At 51.5% G+C, this 19711-nt stretch carries 15 protein-coding genes and 1 pseudogene; all 16 read left to right on the top strand.

Features of this window, described 5'->3' with window-relative positions; all coding sequences use genetic code 11:
• The first annotated feature begins 26 nt into the window (after positions 1–26).
• The 16 genes and pseudogenes from WBJ53_RS19360 (at position 27) to WBJ53_RS19285 (ending at position 19702) form a co-directional block, all read left to right on the top strand.
• Complete coding sequence (locus WBJ53_RS19360) at positions 27–1727, top strand: sodium:solute symporter family protein (protein ID WP_338869135.1); 1701 nt, start codon at positions 27–29, stop codon at positions 1725–1727.
• A 92-nt stretch (positions 1728–1819) separates the two neighbouring features.
• Positions 1820–2536, top strand: coding sequence for an SDR family oxidoreductase (locus WBJ53_RS19355; RefSeq protein ID WP_338869133.1), 717 nt, complete (start codon positions 1820–1822; stop codon positions 2534–2536).
• Complete coding sequence (locus WBJ53_RS19350; RefSeq protein ID WP_338869131.1) at positions 2533–3252, top strand: RraA family protein; 720 nt, start codon at positions 2533–2535, stop codon at positions 3250–3252. Before WBJ53_RS19355 ends, WBJ53_RS19350 begins: the two co-directional genes overlap by 4 nt.
• Positions 3236–5365 (top strand): heparinase II/III family protein, encoded by a 2130-nt coding sequence (locus WBJ53_RS19345; protein ID WP_338869129.1) that lies wholly within the window; start codon positions 3236–3238, stop codon positions 5363–5365. Before WBJ53_RS19350 ends, WBJ53_RS19345 begins: the two co-directional genes overlap by 17 nt.
• Before the next feature lie 4 nt (positions 5366–5369).
• On the top strand, positions 5370–5753 hold the full coding sequence (locus WBJ53_RS19340; protein ID WP_338869127.1) for a VOC family protein: 384 nt from the start codon (positions 5370–5372) through the stop codon (positions 5751–5753).
• Between the two features lie 157 nt (positions 5754–5910).
• Positions 5911–6927 (top strand): alcohol dehydrogenase catalytic domain-containing protein, encoded by a 1017-nt coding sequence (locus tag WBJ53_RS19335; protein ID WP_338869125.1) that lies wholly within the window; start codon positions 5911–5913, stop codon positions 6925–6927.
• Positions 6915–8768 (top strand): heparinase II/III family protein, encoded by a 1854-nt coding sequence (locus WBJ53_RS19330; RefSeq protein ID WP_338869123.1) that lies wholly within the window; start codon positions 6915–6917, stop codon positions 8766–8768. The genes WBJ53_RS19335 and WBJ53_RS19330 overlap by 13 nt, the downstream gene beginning before the upstream one ends.
• 128 nt (positions 8769–8896) lie before the next feature.
• Positions 8897–10360 carry a beta-galactosidase gene (locus WBJ53_RS19325; protein ID WP_338869121.1) on the top strand — a complete coding sequence of 488 codons (1464 nt, stop codon included), beginning with the start codon at positions 8897–8899 and terminating at the stop codon, positions 10358–10360.
• 17 nt (positions 10361–10377) lie between these two features.
• A complete protein-coding gene (locus WBJ53_RS19320) occupies positions 10378–10962 on the top strand; it encodes a sigma-70 family RNA polymerase sigma factor (RefSeq protein WP_338869119.1) in 585 nt (194 codons plus the stop codon).
• Between the two features lie 114 nt (positions 10963–11076).
• The gene (locus tag WBJ53_RS19315) at positions 11077–11226 is read left to right on the top strand and encodes a hypothetical protein (RefSeq protein WP_338869117.1); all 150 of its coding nucleotides are present in this window, start codon (positions 11077–11079) and stop codon (positions 11224–11226) included.
• A gap of 285 nt (positions 11227–11511) precedes the next feature.
• Positions 11512–12380: pseudogene (locus WBJ53_RS19310) on the top strand (ADP-ribosylglycohydrolase family protein); the annotation flags it as partial.
• Between the two features lie 632 nt (positions 12381–13012).
• Positions 13013–14005 (top strand): RagB/SusD family nutrient uptake outer membrane protein, encoded by a 993-nt coding sequence (locus WBJ53_RS19305; protein ID WP_338877209.1) that lies wholly within the window; start codon positions 13013–13015, stop codon positions 14003–14005.
• A 65-nt stretch (positions 14006–14070) separates the two neighbouring features.
• The gene (locus WBJ53_RS19300) at positions 14071–16632 is read left to right on the top strand and encodes a glycoside hydrolase (RefSeq protein WP_338869115.1); all 2562 of its coding nucleotides are present in this window, start codon (positions 14071–14073) and stop codon (positions 16630–16632) included.
• Between the two features lie 192 nt (positions 16633–16824).
• Positions 16825–17763, top strand: coding sequence for an ROK family protein (locus WBJ53_RS19295; RefSeq protein ID WP_338869113.1), 939 nt, complete (start codon positions 16825–16827; stop codon positions 17761–17763).
• 107 nt (positions 17764–17870) lie between these two features.
• Positions 17871–18770, top strand: a complete 900-nt coding sequence (locus WBJ53_RS19290) for a DMT family transporter (protein ID WP_338869111.1) — start codon at positions 17871–17873, stop codon at positions 18768–18770.
• Positions 18767–19702 carry a hypothetical protein gene (locus tag WBJ53_RS19285; protein ID WP_338869109.1) on the top strand — a complete coding sequence of 312 codons (936 nt, stop codon included), beginning with the start codon at positions 18767–18769 and terminating at the stop codon, positions 19700–19702. The genes WBJ53_RS19290 and WBJ53_RS19285 overlap by 4 nt, the downstream gene beginning before the upstream one ends.
• The last annotated feature ends 9 nt before the right edge of the window (positions 19703–19711 follow it).

Below are 19711 nucleotides of genomic sequence, written 5' to 3'. Positions count from 1 at the left end.
TGATCCTCCTTACCCTATAAGTACTCATGAGCCAACTTAAAGCACTCGATTACACAGCCATCATTCTCTACATGATTATGATGTCGGGGATTGGTATTTTTTTAGGCCGGTTTGTCAAGAATATCAACGACTATTTCAAAGGAGGAAGTGGCGTTTCGTGGATTGCCGGGGGCATCAGCAACTTCATGACCAAGTTTAGTACGTTCATCTTTGTGGCCTACGCAGGCATCGCCTACTCCGACGGACTCGTAGCCATCACCGTGCTGTGGAGCACTATTTTCCCGTCGCTGATTGCGGTTTTCTTTTTTGCCAAACGCTGGAAACGGGCCGGTATTCTGAGTCCCGTCGAATTTCTGGAAACGCGCTACAACGCACCCATTCGGCAGATTTTTTCGTGGAGTGGAGTGGCTTTTAAGCTGCTCGACGACATGATCAAACTGTATTCGATTGGCCTCTTCGTTACGGCTGCTTCGGGGATTCCGTTTGAAACGGCGGTTATTGGCTGCGGCATCGTCGTCACGCTTTACACGGTAGTGGGCGGTTTCTGGGCGGTGATCGTGACGGATGTAGTACAGTTCGTTATCCTCTTTTTTGCTACGTTGATTCTGGTGCCGCTGGCCTACAATGCTGCGGGAGGTTTCGATCATATGCAGGCGGTTATGCCGCAGAATATGACCTGGTTCAACGGCAAAAAAGGAATACCGCTTTTCCTGATTGCCTACTACGTGCTAATCATTATCCGCTACAGTGGCAACTGGACCTTTATTCAGCGGTTCTACAGTGCCAGAAACGAAACCGACGGGCAAAAATTGGCGATCCTTTCGTCCGTTTTATTTTTCATTTTCCCCGTCATTTTCCTGTTTCCTCCGCTGGCCGCCAGGGTTATCTTACCGAAGCTGGACAATCCCGAAATGGCCTACGTGAGCTTGTGCCTCAAGCTGCTGCCCGAAGGCATCATGGGCCTGATGATTGCAGCCATGTTTGCGGCTACCATGTCGGTGCTGAGTGCCGAATACAACGTAACGGCCAGTGTACTGACGCGGGATATTTACCAGCGGGTGTTTCGGCCCAATGCCAGCGGAAAAGAGTCGCTGCTGGTGGGGCGATTGATGACGCTGCTGGTTGGGTTTATCGTGACGGTCGGGGCGCTTTTTGTGGGCGGATTTGGGGGTGCTTTTGAGGCCAACAAACTGCTGGCGGGTGTCTTCGCTGTCCCTATGATCGTGCCGGTCATTTTCGGAATTCTTCTTCGAAAGCCGCAACCCTGGGGTGCTCTGGCTACGCTGTTTCTGGGCACGGTGCTGGGCTTTGTCCTGAACATGAATAAAGCTATCAGCTGGGAAGCCGCCACACTAATCGAGATTGCCTTCTGTACAATTCTCTTTATCGTGTCGGGCTTTTTTCCGTCGAAGGATGTGGCTTACAAGGCAAAGGTGAACGCCTTTTTTCATAAGCTGACAGTGCCGTTTGTTGCCGAAGCTGACAACGCCGATCAGGACGTTTTCAAAGACGCCATCAAACTCATGTACGGCATTGCGTTCGGGTTGACGGGCCTGATGTTCGTAATTATGGGCTTCCCATCACGAAACATGCTGAGCGGGCAACTGGCTCTGGGTGCCGGTACGTTATGCCTCATTCTCGCTTACGGTTTATGGTCAAGAGCGCACAAGGTAACGGCTATTATCAAGGAGGAAACACCAACGAAAACACCGTTGTCCCAACACTAAGCAATACACTGTCTCTCGGGTGACGGGCTGTGTTCTTACAGCCGCCACAGACGAAGACAACCTAACATTGATCGTATTACAAGTTTATAAATATGAGTAACCTAACTGCAAACCGGAACGCCGGACGAGTCATTTTTATCACCGGGGCATCGGGTGGTATTGGCCGGGCTACGGCGCTTCAATTACTCCAACAAGGCGCGAAGGTCTTCGATTTCAGCCGTACACGGCAGCTTACCGATGAGGTACAGCACGAAAACCTCCGCTCGTTCAAAGGCGATGTGAGCGTGGAAGCGGATGTGCAGGCCGGATTTGCCGCTTGTCTGGACGCTTTTGGACCCATCGACGTACTGCTCAATAATGCAGGCATGGGCGTATTGACCACCGACCTCTCCCAAACGGATCTGGAGACCTACGAGCAAATGGTCAACGTGAATATGCGGGGCGTGTTTCTCTGCAACCGCGAAGCCCTGAAGGTGATGAAGCCGAAGAAAAAGGGCCACATTATCACGGTCATTTCAATGGCTGGGCAACGTACCAATCCCAACGCGCCGGTCTATGCGGCCTCGAAGTTTGGCGCAAGAGGACTGAGCAGCGGCCTGGCCGATCAGGTCATCAAAGAAGGCATCAAAGTGACCGACATAAACCCAGGGCCTACCGACAGCGATTACTGGGGTGACCGCAAAGTGCCACGGGAGAAATTCCTGAAGGTTGAGGACGTCGCGAACGTGATCACGTTTGTACTTAACCAACCGGATTACGTCGTGATCCGTGAAATCAATTTCGACAACATGAATTTTCTGGCAGGATGATAACGAACACGCTCCATACCCATACGAACGGCAACGGCCAGGCTGTTGCTCCATCGCCTTTCCCCATCCCCGTCTCCGAGATGCGGGAGCGCTATCTGCGACTCTACACGGGTGCGGTAAACGATGTGCTGCGGTTTAATTACAACATGCACGCCACCAGCCTACCGCCCGAATTTGCACCCCTCCGGGAATCCATGAAAATGGCGGGGCTGGCGTTCACCGTGAAAGGTGGCCCCGACATCACCACCGACGGGGAGTTTGAAATGCGCGCGCAAATGCTCGAAGACCTGCACGCCGATTCGGTCGTCGTCTGGGACTGCACCGGCGATACCGTCACCTCGCAGTGGGGCGAAGTAATGACCATGGCGGCCATGCGGATCGGTTGCCGGGGAACTGTTGTGAATGGCATTCGGGATACGCAGGCAATTCTGGAACTAGGCTTTCCGGTCTTTCACAAGTACAAAGCCAATACGGGTATGCTGGGCCGTTTCCGGATGTACCACTACCAGAAACCGGTGCTCATGGGCGAAGTGACCGTAAAGCCCGGCGACTGGGTGTTCGGAGATATTGACGGTGTGATTTCGATTCCGCAGAACATCGCCTATGACGTGCTGATTGCCGCGGAGAAGATTATGCACAAGGAAGACGAAATCAGAGAAATGGTAGAGAGTGGCATGAAACCAACCGACGTCGTGAAAAATGGAGGCTATTTCTGAGGCTATTATGCTAACTGAGCCACCCAAACGGGAGTCGGGAACCTGTTTTCTGTCCGATTCTGACCGCAGCCGGATTCTGGATGGGCTACGAACGGGCGATCCGCTGCTACGTCGTTTTCATGCGGCTTTGCATCAACGTGTATATGAGCGGGTAGCCACCAAAGGCTTGCTCGGTCCTGATGCAACCGTGGCGTGGTACTACCCGGCAGCCGAATACCTGTCGGACGCAGCCATAGTGTATGCCCTGGAGCCCGAAGAAAAGTTAGCAAATTGGCTACGTACCATTACGCTCGACATTGCCCGGACGCCCGCTTACGACTGGGTCGGGCCTGCCTTCCGCGATCACGCAGAACCACTAACGGGCCATCTCGAAACGGCGCATCTGTGCTGGGCGTTGAGTGCTGTCTATGATCTGGCACGTGATGTGTTTTCTGAATCCGAACAAGCTGAAATCCGGCAGGCACTGACCGATAAAGGAATGGCACTTTGTCGGCGGTGGATCGACAAAAATACCCACCTGGCTAACTGGCGGGGTATTTTGACATCGGGCGTACTGGTGGCGGCAGCGGTTCTTGACAAGCAGGAGTTGATTGATCAATACGTATCGGAATGGCAACGGTGTGCGCTAGCCTTTCAACCCGACGGCTCCTATGGCGAATCGTTGCAATACGGAAATTACCTGGCTTTTGCGCTCATGCAGGCCTACGAAGCGCTTTGCCGGAAATATCCCGAAAAAGCTGCTTTACTCGACGTAGGGACCTATGGGAAAGGGATTCGCTGGGTGGCCAGCAGTATGTTTTACGCAAAACCGCTAGCTGGTTCAGGAAACGGTTTCTGGGGAAACGAACCCCGTGCCCGAGCGGCCAACTTCAACGACAGCGCGGCTCTGTTCCGGCCTTCGGGCGATCTGCTGTTGCACATTGCCGCACGTAGCGATTCGGAGGAAGAAAAAGGCTTGGCCCGCGGACTTTTCGCCACCTATTACGAACCGGTTCCGATGCAGGGACCGCACGAACTGGCTACGTTCGGGATGAATAACGACTGGGGGTTTTTAACCCTGCCGCTGTTGACCCACAACACCAAGCCGGGCAGTCCGCAGGAGGCTGATTTGCCGATCACTACGTCGTTCAGCAACGGTCATGCGTTTATGCGCGATGCCTGGGACGGGCGTACCATTGTGGCTATCAATGGCGGGGGCGACGGACTCTACGGACCCGGTCATTTGCACGGCGATCTGAACAGTTTTATCCTCGTTCACAACCGCGAACGACTGCTGGTCGATCCCGGTCATAGCTGCTACCGGAACCTGATTCACGGACTGGAAAGCAGCACCCAGACGCACAATACCTGCACGTTTCTCCTGCAAGCGGAAACGCTGGGCTTGCAGGAAGACAAGGCCAAAGCCACCATGCTGGAGCAGAAAAGCGTACTGCCCCGGCGCGTGCTTTTCAATGGTATTCCCGGCAAACCCGTTGACCGGGGCAACCGGCGATTGCTGGTTGAGCGGGATGAACCCGTTTCGGTAGTTGGGTCAGAAGTTGGGACTGCGTATGGTGCGCCTATCCATCGCTTTTCGCGGTTCTGGCTCATGGCGGGTAGCCACGTGCTGTTCATCGTTGACCGAATCGAAGCCGCGCAACCCGTAACAACGGTCTGGAACTGGCTCGTCAATAACCGCGACGGACAGGCCCAGGTCGACAGCCAGCCTAAGTGCCTGAGGGTACGCCGAAACGAAGCAGGAATGAAGTTATTCCACCTCGGGGCGGGGCAACTGGGTCATCCGGTGTACGGGTACGTTCACGATGCTTACCATGTGGAGCCGAATCAGTACGGCGAAGGGAAACCCGGCAGCGGGTTGCTCTACCGCTTTACGGAAGCCGCCCCAGCCGCTGCCCGTACGGTCGTTCATGCGATTGCTCTCGATGAGGCTATCCTGTTGGATCGCTGGCACTTACAGCAGGAAGAAAACACCTTCACCCTGTCGAATGGGCAGAAGCAATGGACGCTGATCGTTCAGGACGAAGCCACCTGTCATCTTTCCCTGCTCTCGGGGCATGGTCGGCGGTGGGATGTCGTACCGCAAGACACTACGTATTCCCTGATTCGCATCTAACCCCATGAGTCAACTGAAAATTACCGGCATCGACCATCCCGGCGTAGCGGCCAACGATGTGGAAGCCCTCGCCGACTGGTACTGCGATGTGTTCGGCTACGAGAAGTGGTTCAAACATAAGAAACCCGTCTGGATGTTGAAAGCCCCCGACGGTACACTGCTCGAAGTGATGCCCAAAGACGACACCGCCCGGCCCGAACGCACCACCTGGACACCCGGCTGGTCGCACCTGGCCCTACGCGTCGAAAACATCGAAGAAGCCATCGCTTTCCTCGACACAAAAGGGGTTCGCTGGGGTGGTTCGGTCATCAACGCCATCGGTGGCGGCAAAGTCCGCAACCTGTACGACCCTGATGGGAATATGCTACAGATTTTAGAAAGGGCGTAACGTAGAGACGCGACATGTCGCGTCTCCTGGCCGGATGGTTTTTGGCCGAATGGTTTCACTGGCCGAATCGTATTTTCTAACGCTTGCTATTGCTGACGCACAGGAGACGCTACATGTCACCGGTCCGGTCTCTACATAACATAACCACAATCAATTTATGAACGCTCTCCATTTTACTGGCAATAAAACATTTCATTTACAGGACGTTGACTTGCAGCCGCCATTGCCCGGCGAGGTCCGTTTGAAAGTGGCCTATTGTGGCGTGTGCGGCACCGACGTTCACATTTATCATGGGGCAATGGCCCAACGGCTCACGTTGCCGCAGGTGATTGGTCACGAAGTGTCGGGCGAAATTGATGCGGTAGGCGAGGGGGTTACGGGCTGGCAACCCGGCGACCGGGTAACCGTTCGGCCACTCAAGCCGGGGCAGGAAGTGGCTGTCGACAACGGCGTTCGGCACATTGGGCAGAACCTGAAATTCATTGGCATCGATACGCCCGGCGGTATGCAGCAATACTGGAACGTACCGGTCTACACCCTGCACCGACTACCCGAAAACCTGCCCCTTACGCTCGGCGCTATGGTAGAACCACTGGCCGTTGCCTGTCACGATGTACGGCTTGGCGAAGTGCAGGCTAATGAGAATGTCGTGATCATCGGTGGCGGACCGATCGGGATGTTGATCGCGCTCGTCGCCAGACAGAAAGGCGCTAATGTACTTATTTCGGAAGTTAACGAGACCCGCTTGAAACTGGCCGAGTCGATGGGGCTGGCAACGGTCAATTCCAAAGAAACGGATCTGGTTGCCCAGGTGGAAGACTTCACAAAGGGGGCAATGGCGGATGTTGTTTTTGAAGTGTCGGGGGTGCAGGCTGGCGTTGCCGCTATGACGCAACTGGCGCGGGTGCGGGGGCGAATTGTTATGGTGGCCATCCATGCCGAACCTAAAGCGGTCGACCTGTTCCGCTTTTTCTGGCGCGAACTAAAACTGATCGGGGCGCGGGTGTATGAACCCGAAGATTTCGATGAAGCCATTGCGCTGGCCGCTTCGGATACCCTACCGCTCGATGCGCTGATTACCCAGATTTCGCCTTTAGCCGACGCGCAGGCCGTGTTTGAAACGATTGACAACAATCCCGCCGGGATGAAATATCTGCTCCAATGCGACCTTTAAACCGCTTGTTGTGCCTCTCGCTGCTGCTGTGGCTGAGTACGTTTGCTCACGCGCAGGTGCAGCTTCAGCACCTGCCCGACCACCCGCGTTTGTTCGCCAATGCCGCCCAATTTAATAAGGTGAAGAACCAGAGCGATTCGGTTTCCCGACAACTTCGTGCGTATATCCTGCAAACTGCCGAACAGGCATTGACTGCCGAACCAATCGTGTACCCGTCAACGGGCTTCAAATTCGGGCCGATGCGTACCGTTCAGGGTCGTATCCTAACGCTCGCTATGAGCTACCGGCTAACGGGCGACCAACGATTTCTGAACCGGGCGCGTCAGGAGCTTTTGCAATTGGCTGCTCTGCCCGACTGGGCACCGAACCACTTTCTGGACGTGGGCGAAGGGGCGCTGGCGGCTGGCATTGGTCTCGACTGGCTGTATGCTGAGCTGACACCCGATGAACGGGACCAAATTGCCCGATCCATTGTCAAAAATGCCTTACTGCCATCGCTGGACGTGTCGGAAGGAAATGGTAGCTGGGTCGACGGTGATTTTAACTGGACGCAGGTTTGCCATGGTGGACTAACAGTAGGTGCCCTGGCGATTGCCGAACGTGAGCCCGAACTGGCCAGGCAGATTATTGACCGGGCCATCAAAAACCTGCCTCATGCGGGAGCCGTTTACGCGCCGGATGGAGCCTATCCTGAAGGGCCGAGCTACTGGTCGTATGGCACCACGTTTCATGTGTTGCTCATCGAAGCACTCCGGTCAGCACTGGGTACTAGTTATGGGCTGGAACAGTTTCCCGGCTTCCTCAAAACGGCTGATTATAACCTTCAAATGGTAGGGCCGAGTGGCCTGGACTTCAGTTATTCCGACTACCACGCCGAAATACAGAACGAGCCCATTATGATCTGGTTTGCGCGCGAAAATCATCGCCCGGATCTGGCCCGGCAGGAAGTGGCTGACGTGCATGAACTGTATCGGGCAGCGATTTCGACTGCCAAAAGCAGCGTTCACCCCAACCGGCACACGCCCCTCGAACTACTGTGGTGGGAGCCGACGCTAGCCGCTTCCTCCACGACGGCACCACCCCGCCACTGGACCTCGCAGGGCGTATTGCCCATGGCGGTTATGCGGTCGGCCTGGAATGACCCGCTGGCAACCTTTGTGGCCCTGAAAGGAGGAACGCCCAATCACTCCCACGCGCATATGGATGTGGGTAGTTTCGTGCTCGAAGCCGATGGTGTTCGATGGGCGCTGGATCTGGGAACGGAGAGCTACGATAAGATGCGGGCGGCTAAACTCGATCTCTGGAGCTATGCCCAAACCAGTACCCGCTGGACTACGTTCCGGGTTGGCCCGGAGGGACATAACATTCTCCGCTTTGATGGGGCGTATCAGGACATCACCGGCAAAGGCGAAGTCAAACCCTTACCGACCAAAAAAGGGAGCATGGGAAACTCGGTCGATCTGACGTCTCTTTACCGGAATCAGGTCACCCATGTTCAACGCGACCTAACGCTCAATGCCGACCGATCGGTGACTATCGAAGATCAATGGACCACCGGCAATAAGCCCGTCGACGCGTCGTGGCAGTGGCTCACCAAAGCGGCCATAACCCGAACGCCCAACGGGTTGCTGTTGCGCCAGGATGGTAAGTCGCTGGCTTTACTCGTTGAATCGCCAGTTGGTACAACCATCGACATTGAGGATGTTTCTGCGGCAAGGAATATGCAGGATTCGCCCAATCCGGGCCTGAGTCGCATTGTCGTCCGGCTATCGACACCCGCAAAAACGACCGGCTATCTTCGAGTTAAGGCTGTGCCCGGAAGTGTATCGGCAGGTCGGTAGGGATTTGGGAGTGGATGGAAAAATGACAAAAAATACATTAAGCCGTTGGTTATTAGGTAATTAATATAATTTTTAAAATGAAGAGTAACTGGTTGAACGCACCTATCGCTGCCCTTTTTATACTCCAAATGACGAGCGGATCGGTTTTCGCCCAGACGATTGATACGTTGAAAGACCGGGTGAAGTCAAACTTTTCGGTCTCTCTTCCCCGATTGGGTACCGTAAAACCCCGGTCTACTAACGAAATTGAATCATCTAACTGGCTGATTGGTTGCGAGACGATGGACCGCGACTTTACCGATTATGACCAGTACAAGGAATATCTCGTGCCGCTGGGAATCAAGCGGTTGCGGATGCAGGCCGGTTGGGATAAGACCGAGAAGATAAAAGGGCAGTACGACTGGGCGTGGCTCGATCATATCATTGACGACGCTCACAAACGGGGACTGAAACCCTGGCTGCAAACCTCCTATGGCAACCATAATTACCCGAATGGGGGCGGGTCGAATTTAGGGGCCGGGGTGCCCACGTCCAACGAAGCCCTGCAAGCCTGGGACCGTTGGGTGGAAGCGATGGTGAAACGGTATAAAGACAAAGTGGTTGACTGGGAAATCTGGAATGAACCCAACTTCGGCGACAACCAGGAAAACACCCCCGAGAAAGCCGCGGCCCTAAACATTCGAACCATCGACATTATCAAACGCATCCAACCCGATGCGAAGGTATCCGGGCTGGCGCTGGGGCATATCGGCCTGGACTATGCCGACCGGTTTTTCAAGGTGCTGGCCGAGAAAAAGAAGATCAACCTGTTCAATAATTTCACCTACCACGACTATACCTACAACCCCGATTCGCACTATCCCAAAGTGATGCAGTTACGCGCCGTTCTGGATAAATACGCGCCGAATATTCCGCTACGTCAGGGCGAAAACGGCGCACCGTCGAGTCCCGGTTTTGGTAGGGGGGCGCTTGGTGATTACGAGTGGAGTGAGCTGACGCAGGCCAAATGGGACACCCGCCGGATGCTGGGCGATCTGGGTCACGACATTGAAACGAGCGTGTTTGGTATTATCGAAATGGCGTATACCAACGGACCCATCAACCGGCTCAACTACAAAGGAATCATCAAGTCTGACTCAACAAAACGGGCCATCCGGCCTAAAATGGCCTACTACGCCATTCAGAACGTAACGGCCATCTTCGATCATTCGCTGCAACGTATCAAAAAGCTGGAGCATACCTATAATCGGACTTTCGTTCCTCAAAATAAAGATGAAATGACCTTTTCGCCCGGTACCGACCGGAGTCTGGCGGTGTATGCCTACCAGCACAAAGACACGAAGAAGCAGGTGTTTACGATCTGGGCGAACGATTACATTCCCGTTGAGTCGAACGCTACCCGTAAGCTGTCGTTCACGTTTGCCAACGCCAACATAGACACGCCGGTTTACGTAGACATCATCACAGGTGGCGTGTACGAAATTCCGCCTAGTCAATGGAAAAAAACGGGGGCTATCTACACCTTCACCGATATTCCGATCTATGACGCCCCCATCCTGATTGCCGATAAAAGCTTGGTGAAATTTCAGTAATTCTTTAGAGCCCATCCATGAATAACCGACTGACTACCAGCGAGCACATTCAACTGTGGAATGCCTGTCGTGCCGGCAGCCGTGACGCTTTCTCGCAGCTTTATAATTTGTTTGCGGCAGACCTGTATCGGTATGGGTATAACCTGGTTCGGAATAAGCCCCTCGTCGAAGATTGCCTGCATACGCTGTTTCTGCATATATACGAAAACCGGGATCGGCTGGGGGCTACGGATAACATCCGGTTTTACCTCTACCGGGCTCTACGTCGTCGGCTGCTGGATACGGTGAGCCGGTCGAACAAGCTGACTTCAGAGGAGTACCTTTTCGATCAGGCCAATTTTTTTAGTCAGCCGTACGAGCAGGATGTAATGCAGCAGGAATTGATCGAGCAGCAGAACCGGGTAGTCAGAGCGGAACTGAACAAACTGCCGAATCGCCAGAAAGAGATTCTGTATCTCGTGTATATGAAAGGACTGACGTATCAGCAAGCCGCTGAAGTGATGGACATATCCATGAAAACAGTTTACAACACCCTCAACGTAGCCCTGACGAGCCTGCGGACTTATGTACGGAAATCGTTACAGCAATTGGGTACTCTATAACAATGCTTACGGTCTGTTGGACCTGACTGTAGACGATAGTCTGTGTGGCCATGCACCTAAAACCGGGAATAACGAACCCATTGCCTGTTTGACAGCTAACGAATGGTTAACTTCATGAAATCAGTGTTTCTGTTAATGATCGGGCTTCTGGTATGTCAGCAAAGAGCCCGTGCCCAGCAGATCGGCATCTGGGGGCTATCGGCAAAGGGACTACTCGCCTATCAGTGGCCGCTATTCTGTTATTTCAAATTGAAAGAGTTGTAAGACACAGCAAATGAGGCATTTAAAAGCACCGCTTATCATACAGATTCTACTGTCTGATCGGAGAATTAAGTGAACGTTTTTGATGATAGTTACTATGTGGCAACTATGTTATTACCAATCGATTAGGAGTTTAGTTGGTGCACTGAGTGATACGGTTGTTCCAAAAATAAAATTTGTAAATGGCGAAACGGTCATTGGGTGCTCAGGCACCCCTGTATCACCGGCATGAGGCTGATGCATTACCGTATTTACCCCTCAATTACGCTAACCTTTGTCGTTAACCCCATGAAAAAAAGTTATTTCATTCTTCCCTTACTGATCTTGTCTGCGTTCAATCCGGCACCGATGCTTCCGCGAAAAGGAACCGCTATACCCGCTACTGTAACCATGACAAAAGCAACGTTACAGGATAAGATCAAGGGCGGCTGGGCTGGTCAGCTAATTGGCTGCACCTTTGGCGGGCCAACCGAATTCAAATTTAATGGGACTATGATGAATGATTATCAGCCCATTCCCTGGTATGATGGCTACATCAAAAAAACGATGATTGACAACCCCGGCCTGTACGATGATCTCTACATGGATCTAACCTTTGTGGATGTGTTCGAGAAAAAAGGCCTCGACGCGCCCGTTAGTGACCATGCCAACGCCTTCGCCAAAGCCGACTACATGCTGTGGCACGCCAACCAGGTCGGTCGTTACAATGTCCTGAACGGGATGACTGCACCCGAATCGGGGCACTGGCTCAACAACCCCCATGCTGACGATATCTACTTCCAGATCGAAGCTGATTTCTCGGGACTGATGTCACCCGGTATGCCCAATACGGCTGTCAAGATCGGCGATCCAATCGGGCATATCATGAACTATGGCGACGGCTGGTATGGGGGCGTCTATGTAGGAGCTATGTATGCGCTGGCGTTTGTGAGCAACGACGTTAATCTCATTGTTCGGGAGAGCTTGAAAGCGGTTCCTGCCCAAAGCACCTTTTATCAGTGTATTGCCGATGTGATCAAGTGGCACGACCAGTATCCGAACGACTGGAAGCGGACCTGGCTGGAAATACAACGCAAATGGGGGGACGAAGTCGGTTGCCCCGACAGCCTATTTGCCCCTATAATATTGATTCGAAAGTTAAATCTGCCTACATTGTGTAGGGCCTGCTGTACGGAGAGGGCGACTACCCAAAACAATGCAGATCAGCACTGGACTTGTTACATTTGACTGGAGACTTTTTTAGGCAAGTTTGGAGATAAACCGCTTTGGCGGTCCGATTCAATTCAACCATGGTTAAACGACCGCAATGGCGGACCATGTGTGTATGACGAAGCATTCAAGGGAATAGCCCGCTCCGGCGTACCGGTCGAGTTATCGTATGCAAAAGGATCAATACAAGATACTGCCGCATCACCCTTTAGATTTGAGCCGTTGTACGATTCCAAGATGAGTCGTGTAACTTGAGGCTACCGCGACGGTCTTTAGGTTTGAAGGCTGGTAAGAAACCAAGATTTGGGTAGCCTCGCTGATGCCATTTTGCGACATACTTCGGCCACGACCACTCCAGTCCCAGCTTGCTTGAGGGCAAAGACGATGGCTCTGGCCACCCGGTTGGGCTTCGGTGAACTTGGTTTTCTTCATGACAATTGTCTACTTGTTATAAGATACTACCATTGCCCGATTTTCTCTACTTTATACTGGAGCGCTTTTCTGGGGGAAGATCACTTTTTTGTAAGTATATCGTATATCGCACAACTTAGGTTAGAATAGTTTCTGGCAGTATACCGAACTGCCTTCCGACAATACGCAGTCGTTTCCCGAAAGTGAATCCGGTAGTGGTGAATATGACAAACTAACCTGGCGGTCAACGTCTGCCGGGGTTTCAACGGCCTGGAATGATGCCTACCGAACCATTGCGGGTTCCAATATAATTCTAGCCCGGATTGAGTCTGTAATGATGGACGCAACGCTTAAAAACCAGTACATCGGCGAAGCAAAATTTCTACGGGCGCTGATGTACTTTAACCTGGTAGTGTATGTGCAGGAGAAAAAATACGCGGAAGCCGCAGCCAAGCTGGCCGAGGTAATCAACAGTGGTACCTACCGGATTCTGCCCAACCTGGCTGACGTGTTTGGCCTGGGGAAAGATAACAATGACGAAATTATGTTTGCGGTCCAGTACGTTAGCAGTGGATTTGGCGAAGGCAATTCATTTGCCTTCGTATTTGCACCAGTTTGTGGGGGTCACGGCGGGGGAACAAACATTGGAACGCAGGATTTGTATGACGCTTTTGAGGCTGGCGGTCTGCGTCGGGATGCGTTTCTGAGTGTGTATAAATTTGGTAGTAATGCCCTGATTTACTACTGGTCGAAAAAATTTGTCTATAAAATTACCCAGCTCAACGAAGGTGAGAACGACTGGACAGTGTTGCGTTATGCCGATGTCGTCTTGCTGTATGCCGAGACACTGAATCAAACAGGTAAAACGACCGAGGCCCTTGCGCAGATAAATGTCATCCGGAAGCGTGCCGGACTGGCTAACCTAAGCGGTCTTTCGTCAGCCGATACACAACTGGCTTTGGAGAAAGAGCGTCGGCTGGAGCTTTGTATTGAAGGCCACCGCTGGCACGACCTGATTCGCTGGGGAAAAGACGTAGCCACGATGCACCTAGCCAAATACAGTACGCTGGATGTAACCCTTAAAAATAGGAGCGTTGCCCCCGAACGAAAACTTTTTCCGATTCCTTACCGGGAAATCAGCCTGAATGCAGCGTTTACATAGAATCCAGGGTATTGAGTGGATTGGTGGTGCTACTGGTATGCATAGTTTAAATGGTTTAACCTGTTATGAAAATAGTTACTCTCACCCTTTCTTTAATAATCTTCGCATTTACTCTTCAGGCACAGCCGAAAAAAATATACCTGGCCAACGACGATCACACTGATTTTATGTGGACGGGCGATGAAGAAACCTATAAAAAGGCGTTTTCTGAGATGCTGGATTATTATATTAAGCTTAATGATTCTACGGCTCATCTGCCTTATAATCTGCAAAGTAAATGGAATTGCGATGGCTCTTATTGGGTGTATAACTATCGGGAAACACGCTCGGCGGCACAGTTTGACAAACTTATTAAACAGATTAAAGCCGGTAAGATTACGGTGCCGCTCAATTCAATGATTGTGTTGTTGGGGGCAGCACCCGCCGAAGCCACCCTTCGTGATATGTATTATGCTGGTTCGCTGAAACGAAAATACAGCCTTGACTTATCTCTGGTCCTGAATATGGAAGATCAGGTGTTGCCCCTGGGATTATCGTCGTTATGGGCTGGGTCAGGCGCTCACTATTCCTGGAAAGGGGTATGCGCCTGTGCGACTAAAGTAACGGGTCTCGACCGGCATAAACATCAAATGTACTGGTATAAAGGATTGGACGATCAACAGGTATTGATGAAATGGTATTCGGTAAATCCATCCATGATCACCAACCGGAAAGAGTACCGCTATAATCTGGGAACGTACCTGGAAGCCTCGCATCAGGCCAATGCGGTTATTGACTGTAAGGCATTGATGAATGATCCCGGTTACCCGTATGCGATCGCCGGGGCTTTTGGCAAAGGGGGGGATGACCTGAAAACACTCACCAGTAATTTCCCTAAAATTGCCAGGGAGAAGTCGGATTCTGCTTATCAGGTCATAGTCTCAAACGAAATCGACTTCTTTAAAGATTTTGAAAAGCAATATGGCACTTCCTTACCGACCGAAACCATCTCCTATGGCAGCACCGAATGGGGGAATAGTTTTGCCTCGCTGGCCGAAGTATCAGCGTCAGTAAAACGGGCCGTCGAAAAGCTACGAACGGCCGAAGCGCTCTATACCATGATCGCCTTGAAAGATAAAACCTTCGCGACCGATCTAGTCGCCCAAAAAGAGAAAGCCTGGCTGGCGTGTGGTATGTATTTCGAACACGACTGGACAGCCGATGGGCCGCATATTACCCGCAAACAACGAGCCGATTGGCAAAAGAAAACGGCTGCCACTTTTATAAGCTATGTGGATACCCTCTATAATCGATCACTGAAACGACTGGGTCAATTAATTACAAAACCCCGAAGCGCTACGGAGACATTTTATGTCTTCAATCCCTTAAACTGGACTCGAACGGATTATAGTGATTATCCTTATAGTGGCTCAGCAGCCATTCGGGTTATTGATAAAGCAGAGCGTAAAGAGGTCCCTTTTCAATTGATTACGAAAAAAGGAGAACCCTATCTCCGGATTTTAGCCACCAATATTCCTTCACTAGGCTATAAAGTATTTGACATACAGAAAACTACAAAACCGACTGTTTTTCCAACTAATCTTGTCGTAACGGATAGTACTATTGAGAATAAATTTTATAAACTGAAATTCACTGCACAGGGCGTTATTACGAGTTTGATTGATAAATCGACCAACCGAGAATGCATCAAGGCAATTGATAAATTATACGCCAATGATCTAGGCTCAGGTACAGGCAATGCGGGTGAAAAAATAAAACTAGAAAATAAGGGTTCCGTTTCCGCTACGCTGGTGGCTTCGTCTTACAAGCCGATTAAACACACGACTAAATTGACCCTTTTTAACAACAGCGAACGCATTGAAATTGAAAACTACATTACCCAGAATCTGGATGCCAAGCCCATTACCTATTCCTTTTCGTTGAATCTCGACAAGCCGGATACGTGGCACGAAGAAGCGGGAGCTATTCTGCACGTTAAATCGATCACAAAAGGCGGCCATTATGCGGATACGGCAAGTCGGTTTGACTGGCTGGCGATGAATCATTTTGCAGATATGTCGGATGAGGGCAATGGGATGATTTTATCCAACCGGGATGCGTATTTTATGAAAGTTGGTAAGAGTACCAATACGAAGTTAGATGATCACACGCCCCAGTTGAACGTACTGGCCGCTGGCCAGATCGATAATGCCTTAGGTATGGTCAATCAGGATGGAGACTCCTATTTCGAGCATTACTTCGCGTTGAAACCACACACCGGACGCTTTAAATCGAACGAAGCCATGCGGTTTTCCCTGGAACACCAAAATCCGCTAATTGCTCATGCCGTACAAGGTGGACCAGGTTATGATGGAAAGCAGTTTTCTCTCATCTCGTTTTCAGAACCTAATACTGTGATCTGGGCATTAAAACCGGCTGAAGAAGGGATTGAGAAAGGGGTTGTGTTACGGGTGTGGAATGTGGCGGATGAAAACAAGCCGGTTACGATTTCGGCTGCTAGTCCAATCGAAAAAGGGTTCAGTACAACGCATATTGAAACCGACGACCAGACACTACCCCTCGAAAAAGGCAAACTCAAGACGGTTTTAGGCCATAATCGGTTGCATACATTTAGGCTGTTTTTTTAAAGAGAAGGCTCATAATACCACAAGGCTTCAGGTACAGTACATTCAGTGAGGCTTAACGTTGTAGTGCTAGGTGATTTGAAAAATGACCAGTTTACAACTCTCCATTTAGGAACTCTACGCAAGATTAATTAGGTAAACCGGGAAAAAAAGCAACTGTTCCGTTTAACTAAATAAATTAGCCTCAACCTATACTTGAAAACGCTCGCAATCGGCATCGACATTGGAGGGACTCGAACCAAAATCGGGCTTGTCAATCTGAGTAGTGGTCAGGTAGAAGGCATACTCATTACCCCAACCGAAACCAAAGATGGGGATCAATTCTTGAAAACCATTGGCGAAGCGATCAGTCAGTTTAAACGCAAAGCGGCTACTGAACAGGCTTTTCTGGCGGGGGTTGGCATAGGCGTACCGGGTTTCGTCTTTGCCGACGGAACCGTAGACTCAACCTATGGTTTTCTGGAATTTATGGACGATTATCCGCTGGCTACTCACATTCAGCAACAGCACGATTTGCCTTGCCGATTGGACAACGACGCGCGTGTGGTAGCCCTCGGCGAAGCGATTTATGGACACGGGCGGGGGCGTTCCGGCGTTCCGGTCAGTCGCGTTCTGGTACTCACCTTGGGAACGGGTTTGGGCGTTGGCTTTACGATTGACGGGAAGCTCGACGGACAACTACCGTTTGCGCATATGGGCGGCCACATGACCATTACCACCAACGATTTTGTCTGTTACTGTGGCAAAACGGGCTGCCTCGAATCGCTGGTTTCGGGAGCTGGCGTTGGCAGGATCGCAACCCGCCTGGGATGGTCGAAGAAGTACCCGGAGGTACCCCTGACTGCCGAGTCGATTTTTGCCCAGAAACATAGCGGGAACCCGGATGCCGAAGCGATCGTGGACGAGTACCTTGGCTACCTGAAAACCGGCATCGATAATTACATAAACCTCTACGCCCCCGACGTCATTGTGCTGGGCGGAGGTATTGCCAAGGGACTCAGCAAAAACGAAAGAGATCAATTGCAAACGCCCGGCTTATTACGTCCCTTTAAAGCCTATAAAACCACCGTTCTTATCTCGGAACTGCACGAACAGGCGGGTATTCTGGGTAGTGCCGCGCTTTTTAAAGAGTGAATGAGTGAATGAGCGGGCTGGCACCCCAGCGAATGGATGGCATATAATTCTTGTTGACGCGCCAGCCCGCTCTTTCACTCATTCACTCTTTCACTCATTCAATTTATATGAAACACTGGATTCTGTATTCGATAGCAGCTGCCTTTTTCTGGGGCACATGGGGCGTTGTGGCCAAGCTGATCTCTGACCAGGTCAGCCCGTTTACCAACCATGTGCTGTTCAGCATAGGAATGCTCCTGACCCTGCCGCTGGTGATCAAAAAGGTCAGAATCACGACGCCTAATCGTAAAGGTATTCTGTGGGGTCTGGTCGCGGGTGTTCTGGCGGTCATTGGCAATGTTGCCGTATACCAGGCCTTTACGTCGGGAGGACTGGCCGCTATTGTAATACCCGTAACGAATCTGTATCCCCTCGTGACCATCGGAATAGCCTTGCTAGTGTTCAGGGAAAAGCTGAACTGGGTCAACGGGATCGGCATTTTGCTGGCCATTCCTGCTGTGGTCATGCTTTCGGGCGAATCACTGTTGTTCGACAACCCAACCGCTTTTTTTAGTAGTATCGGTCTGAACTCCTGGCTGCTGTATTCGCTGGTGGCGTTGTTTTTCTGGGGGGTGTTTAGTGCGGCCCAGAAAGAGACAACCAACTATATTTCAGCCGAATGGTCGTATGTGAGCTTCATCATCTCCTCGGTGCTGATTGCGCTTTTATTCGTTGTTTTTGGCTGGGCAGACTTTGCCATGTCCACCAAAACGCTGGCAATCGGTTCGCTGGCAGGTATGCTCAATGGCCTTGGCGTGCTGGCTAGTTTTGCGGCTTACAGCGCCGAAGGCAAAGCGTCTAAAGTGACCACAATTGCGGGTGCCTTGCAGCCTGTTTTTACAATAATACTGGCGATGATTTTCCTGAACGAAAGTCTTTCCATAATTGAATCGCTGGGCATTGCGCTGGCGATCATTGGTGCACTAACCTTATCGTACGAAAAACCACCTCTAACCCAACCGCTATGAATCCTATTCTGAACGAAATTCTGGAAATACCGGCCCGAGCCAGGGACGTGTTGAACAGCCCCACTACTTCCTTGCCGGTATACGTACCCTACCTGGGTATGGGGTCATCCTACTTTGCTCCATTAGCATTTAAGTACATGGGGGTACCAATCCAGCCCGAGCTGGCGTCAGAATATGTATACTACAGCACTAAAGGCCAGAAAGCGCCAATGGCCGTATTGCTCTCGCAATCGGGCCGAAGCAGCGAAGTACTCTGGTGTCGGGAAATAGTCGATCAGTACGTAGCGGTATCGAACTACTCAACCAGCGATCTGTGTACTGCGCCGAATGTGGCCCGCGTAGTACCTATCATGGCGGGGGAAGAATACTACTCATCTTCTAAAACCTACGTCAACACGCTGATTGCCCTGTTCAAAGGGTTTGGACTTTCGCCCGATGCAGCCGTAACTCTGATCGCTGAAAACTTTCAGCAGTACCGCGAGCAGGGCCACAAACTGGCCGAAGAGGTGCTGGCGGTCCGTAGCCAATTTCCTATTCACGGCATGTACGTAACGGGTAGCGGTCCCAACATTGGCACGGCTTACGAGGCCGCCCTTATTCTGAGCGAGAGCACAAAACTGAATTTTCACGGCCTTCCAATGGCGCAGTACGACCACGGTCCAAAAGAAACGGCTAAAGACAGTATCGTGATTCAGATTCTGGCGAAGGGACCAGCCTATGAACGGACACAACGACTATCGGAGATGATCACAAAAGCGGGAGCACATGTGTTCACGGTTGAAGTCCCCGTTCAATCGGCTAATGCGGTTGACGAACACTTATCTATCCTTCACAACATTATCCCGTTCAATTTCATGGCCTATTACATGGCCGAGAAACTAAATATCGGCGAAACGTTTGTGGTGGGGGGTAAGGTCACCGAAGCGGATTGATAGCGGTTA

This window comes from Spirosoma sp. SC4-14, assembly GCF_037201965.1.
Classification (GTDB): Bacteria; Bacteroidota; Bacteroidia; order Cytophagales; family Spirosomataceae; genus Spirosoma.
Note: the sequence above shows the minus strand (reverse complement) of the source record. Positions and strands in the feature narration are given on the sequence as shown.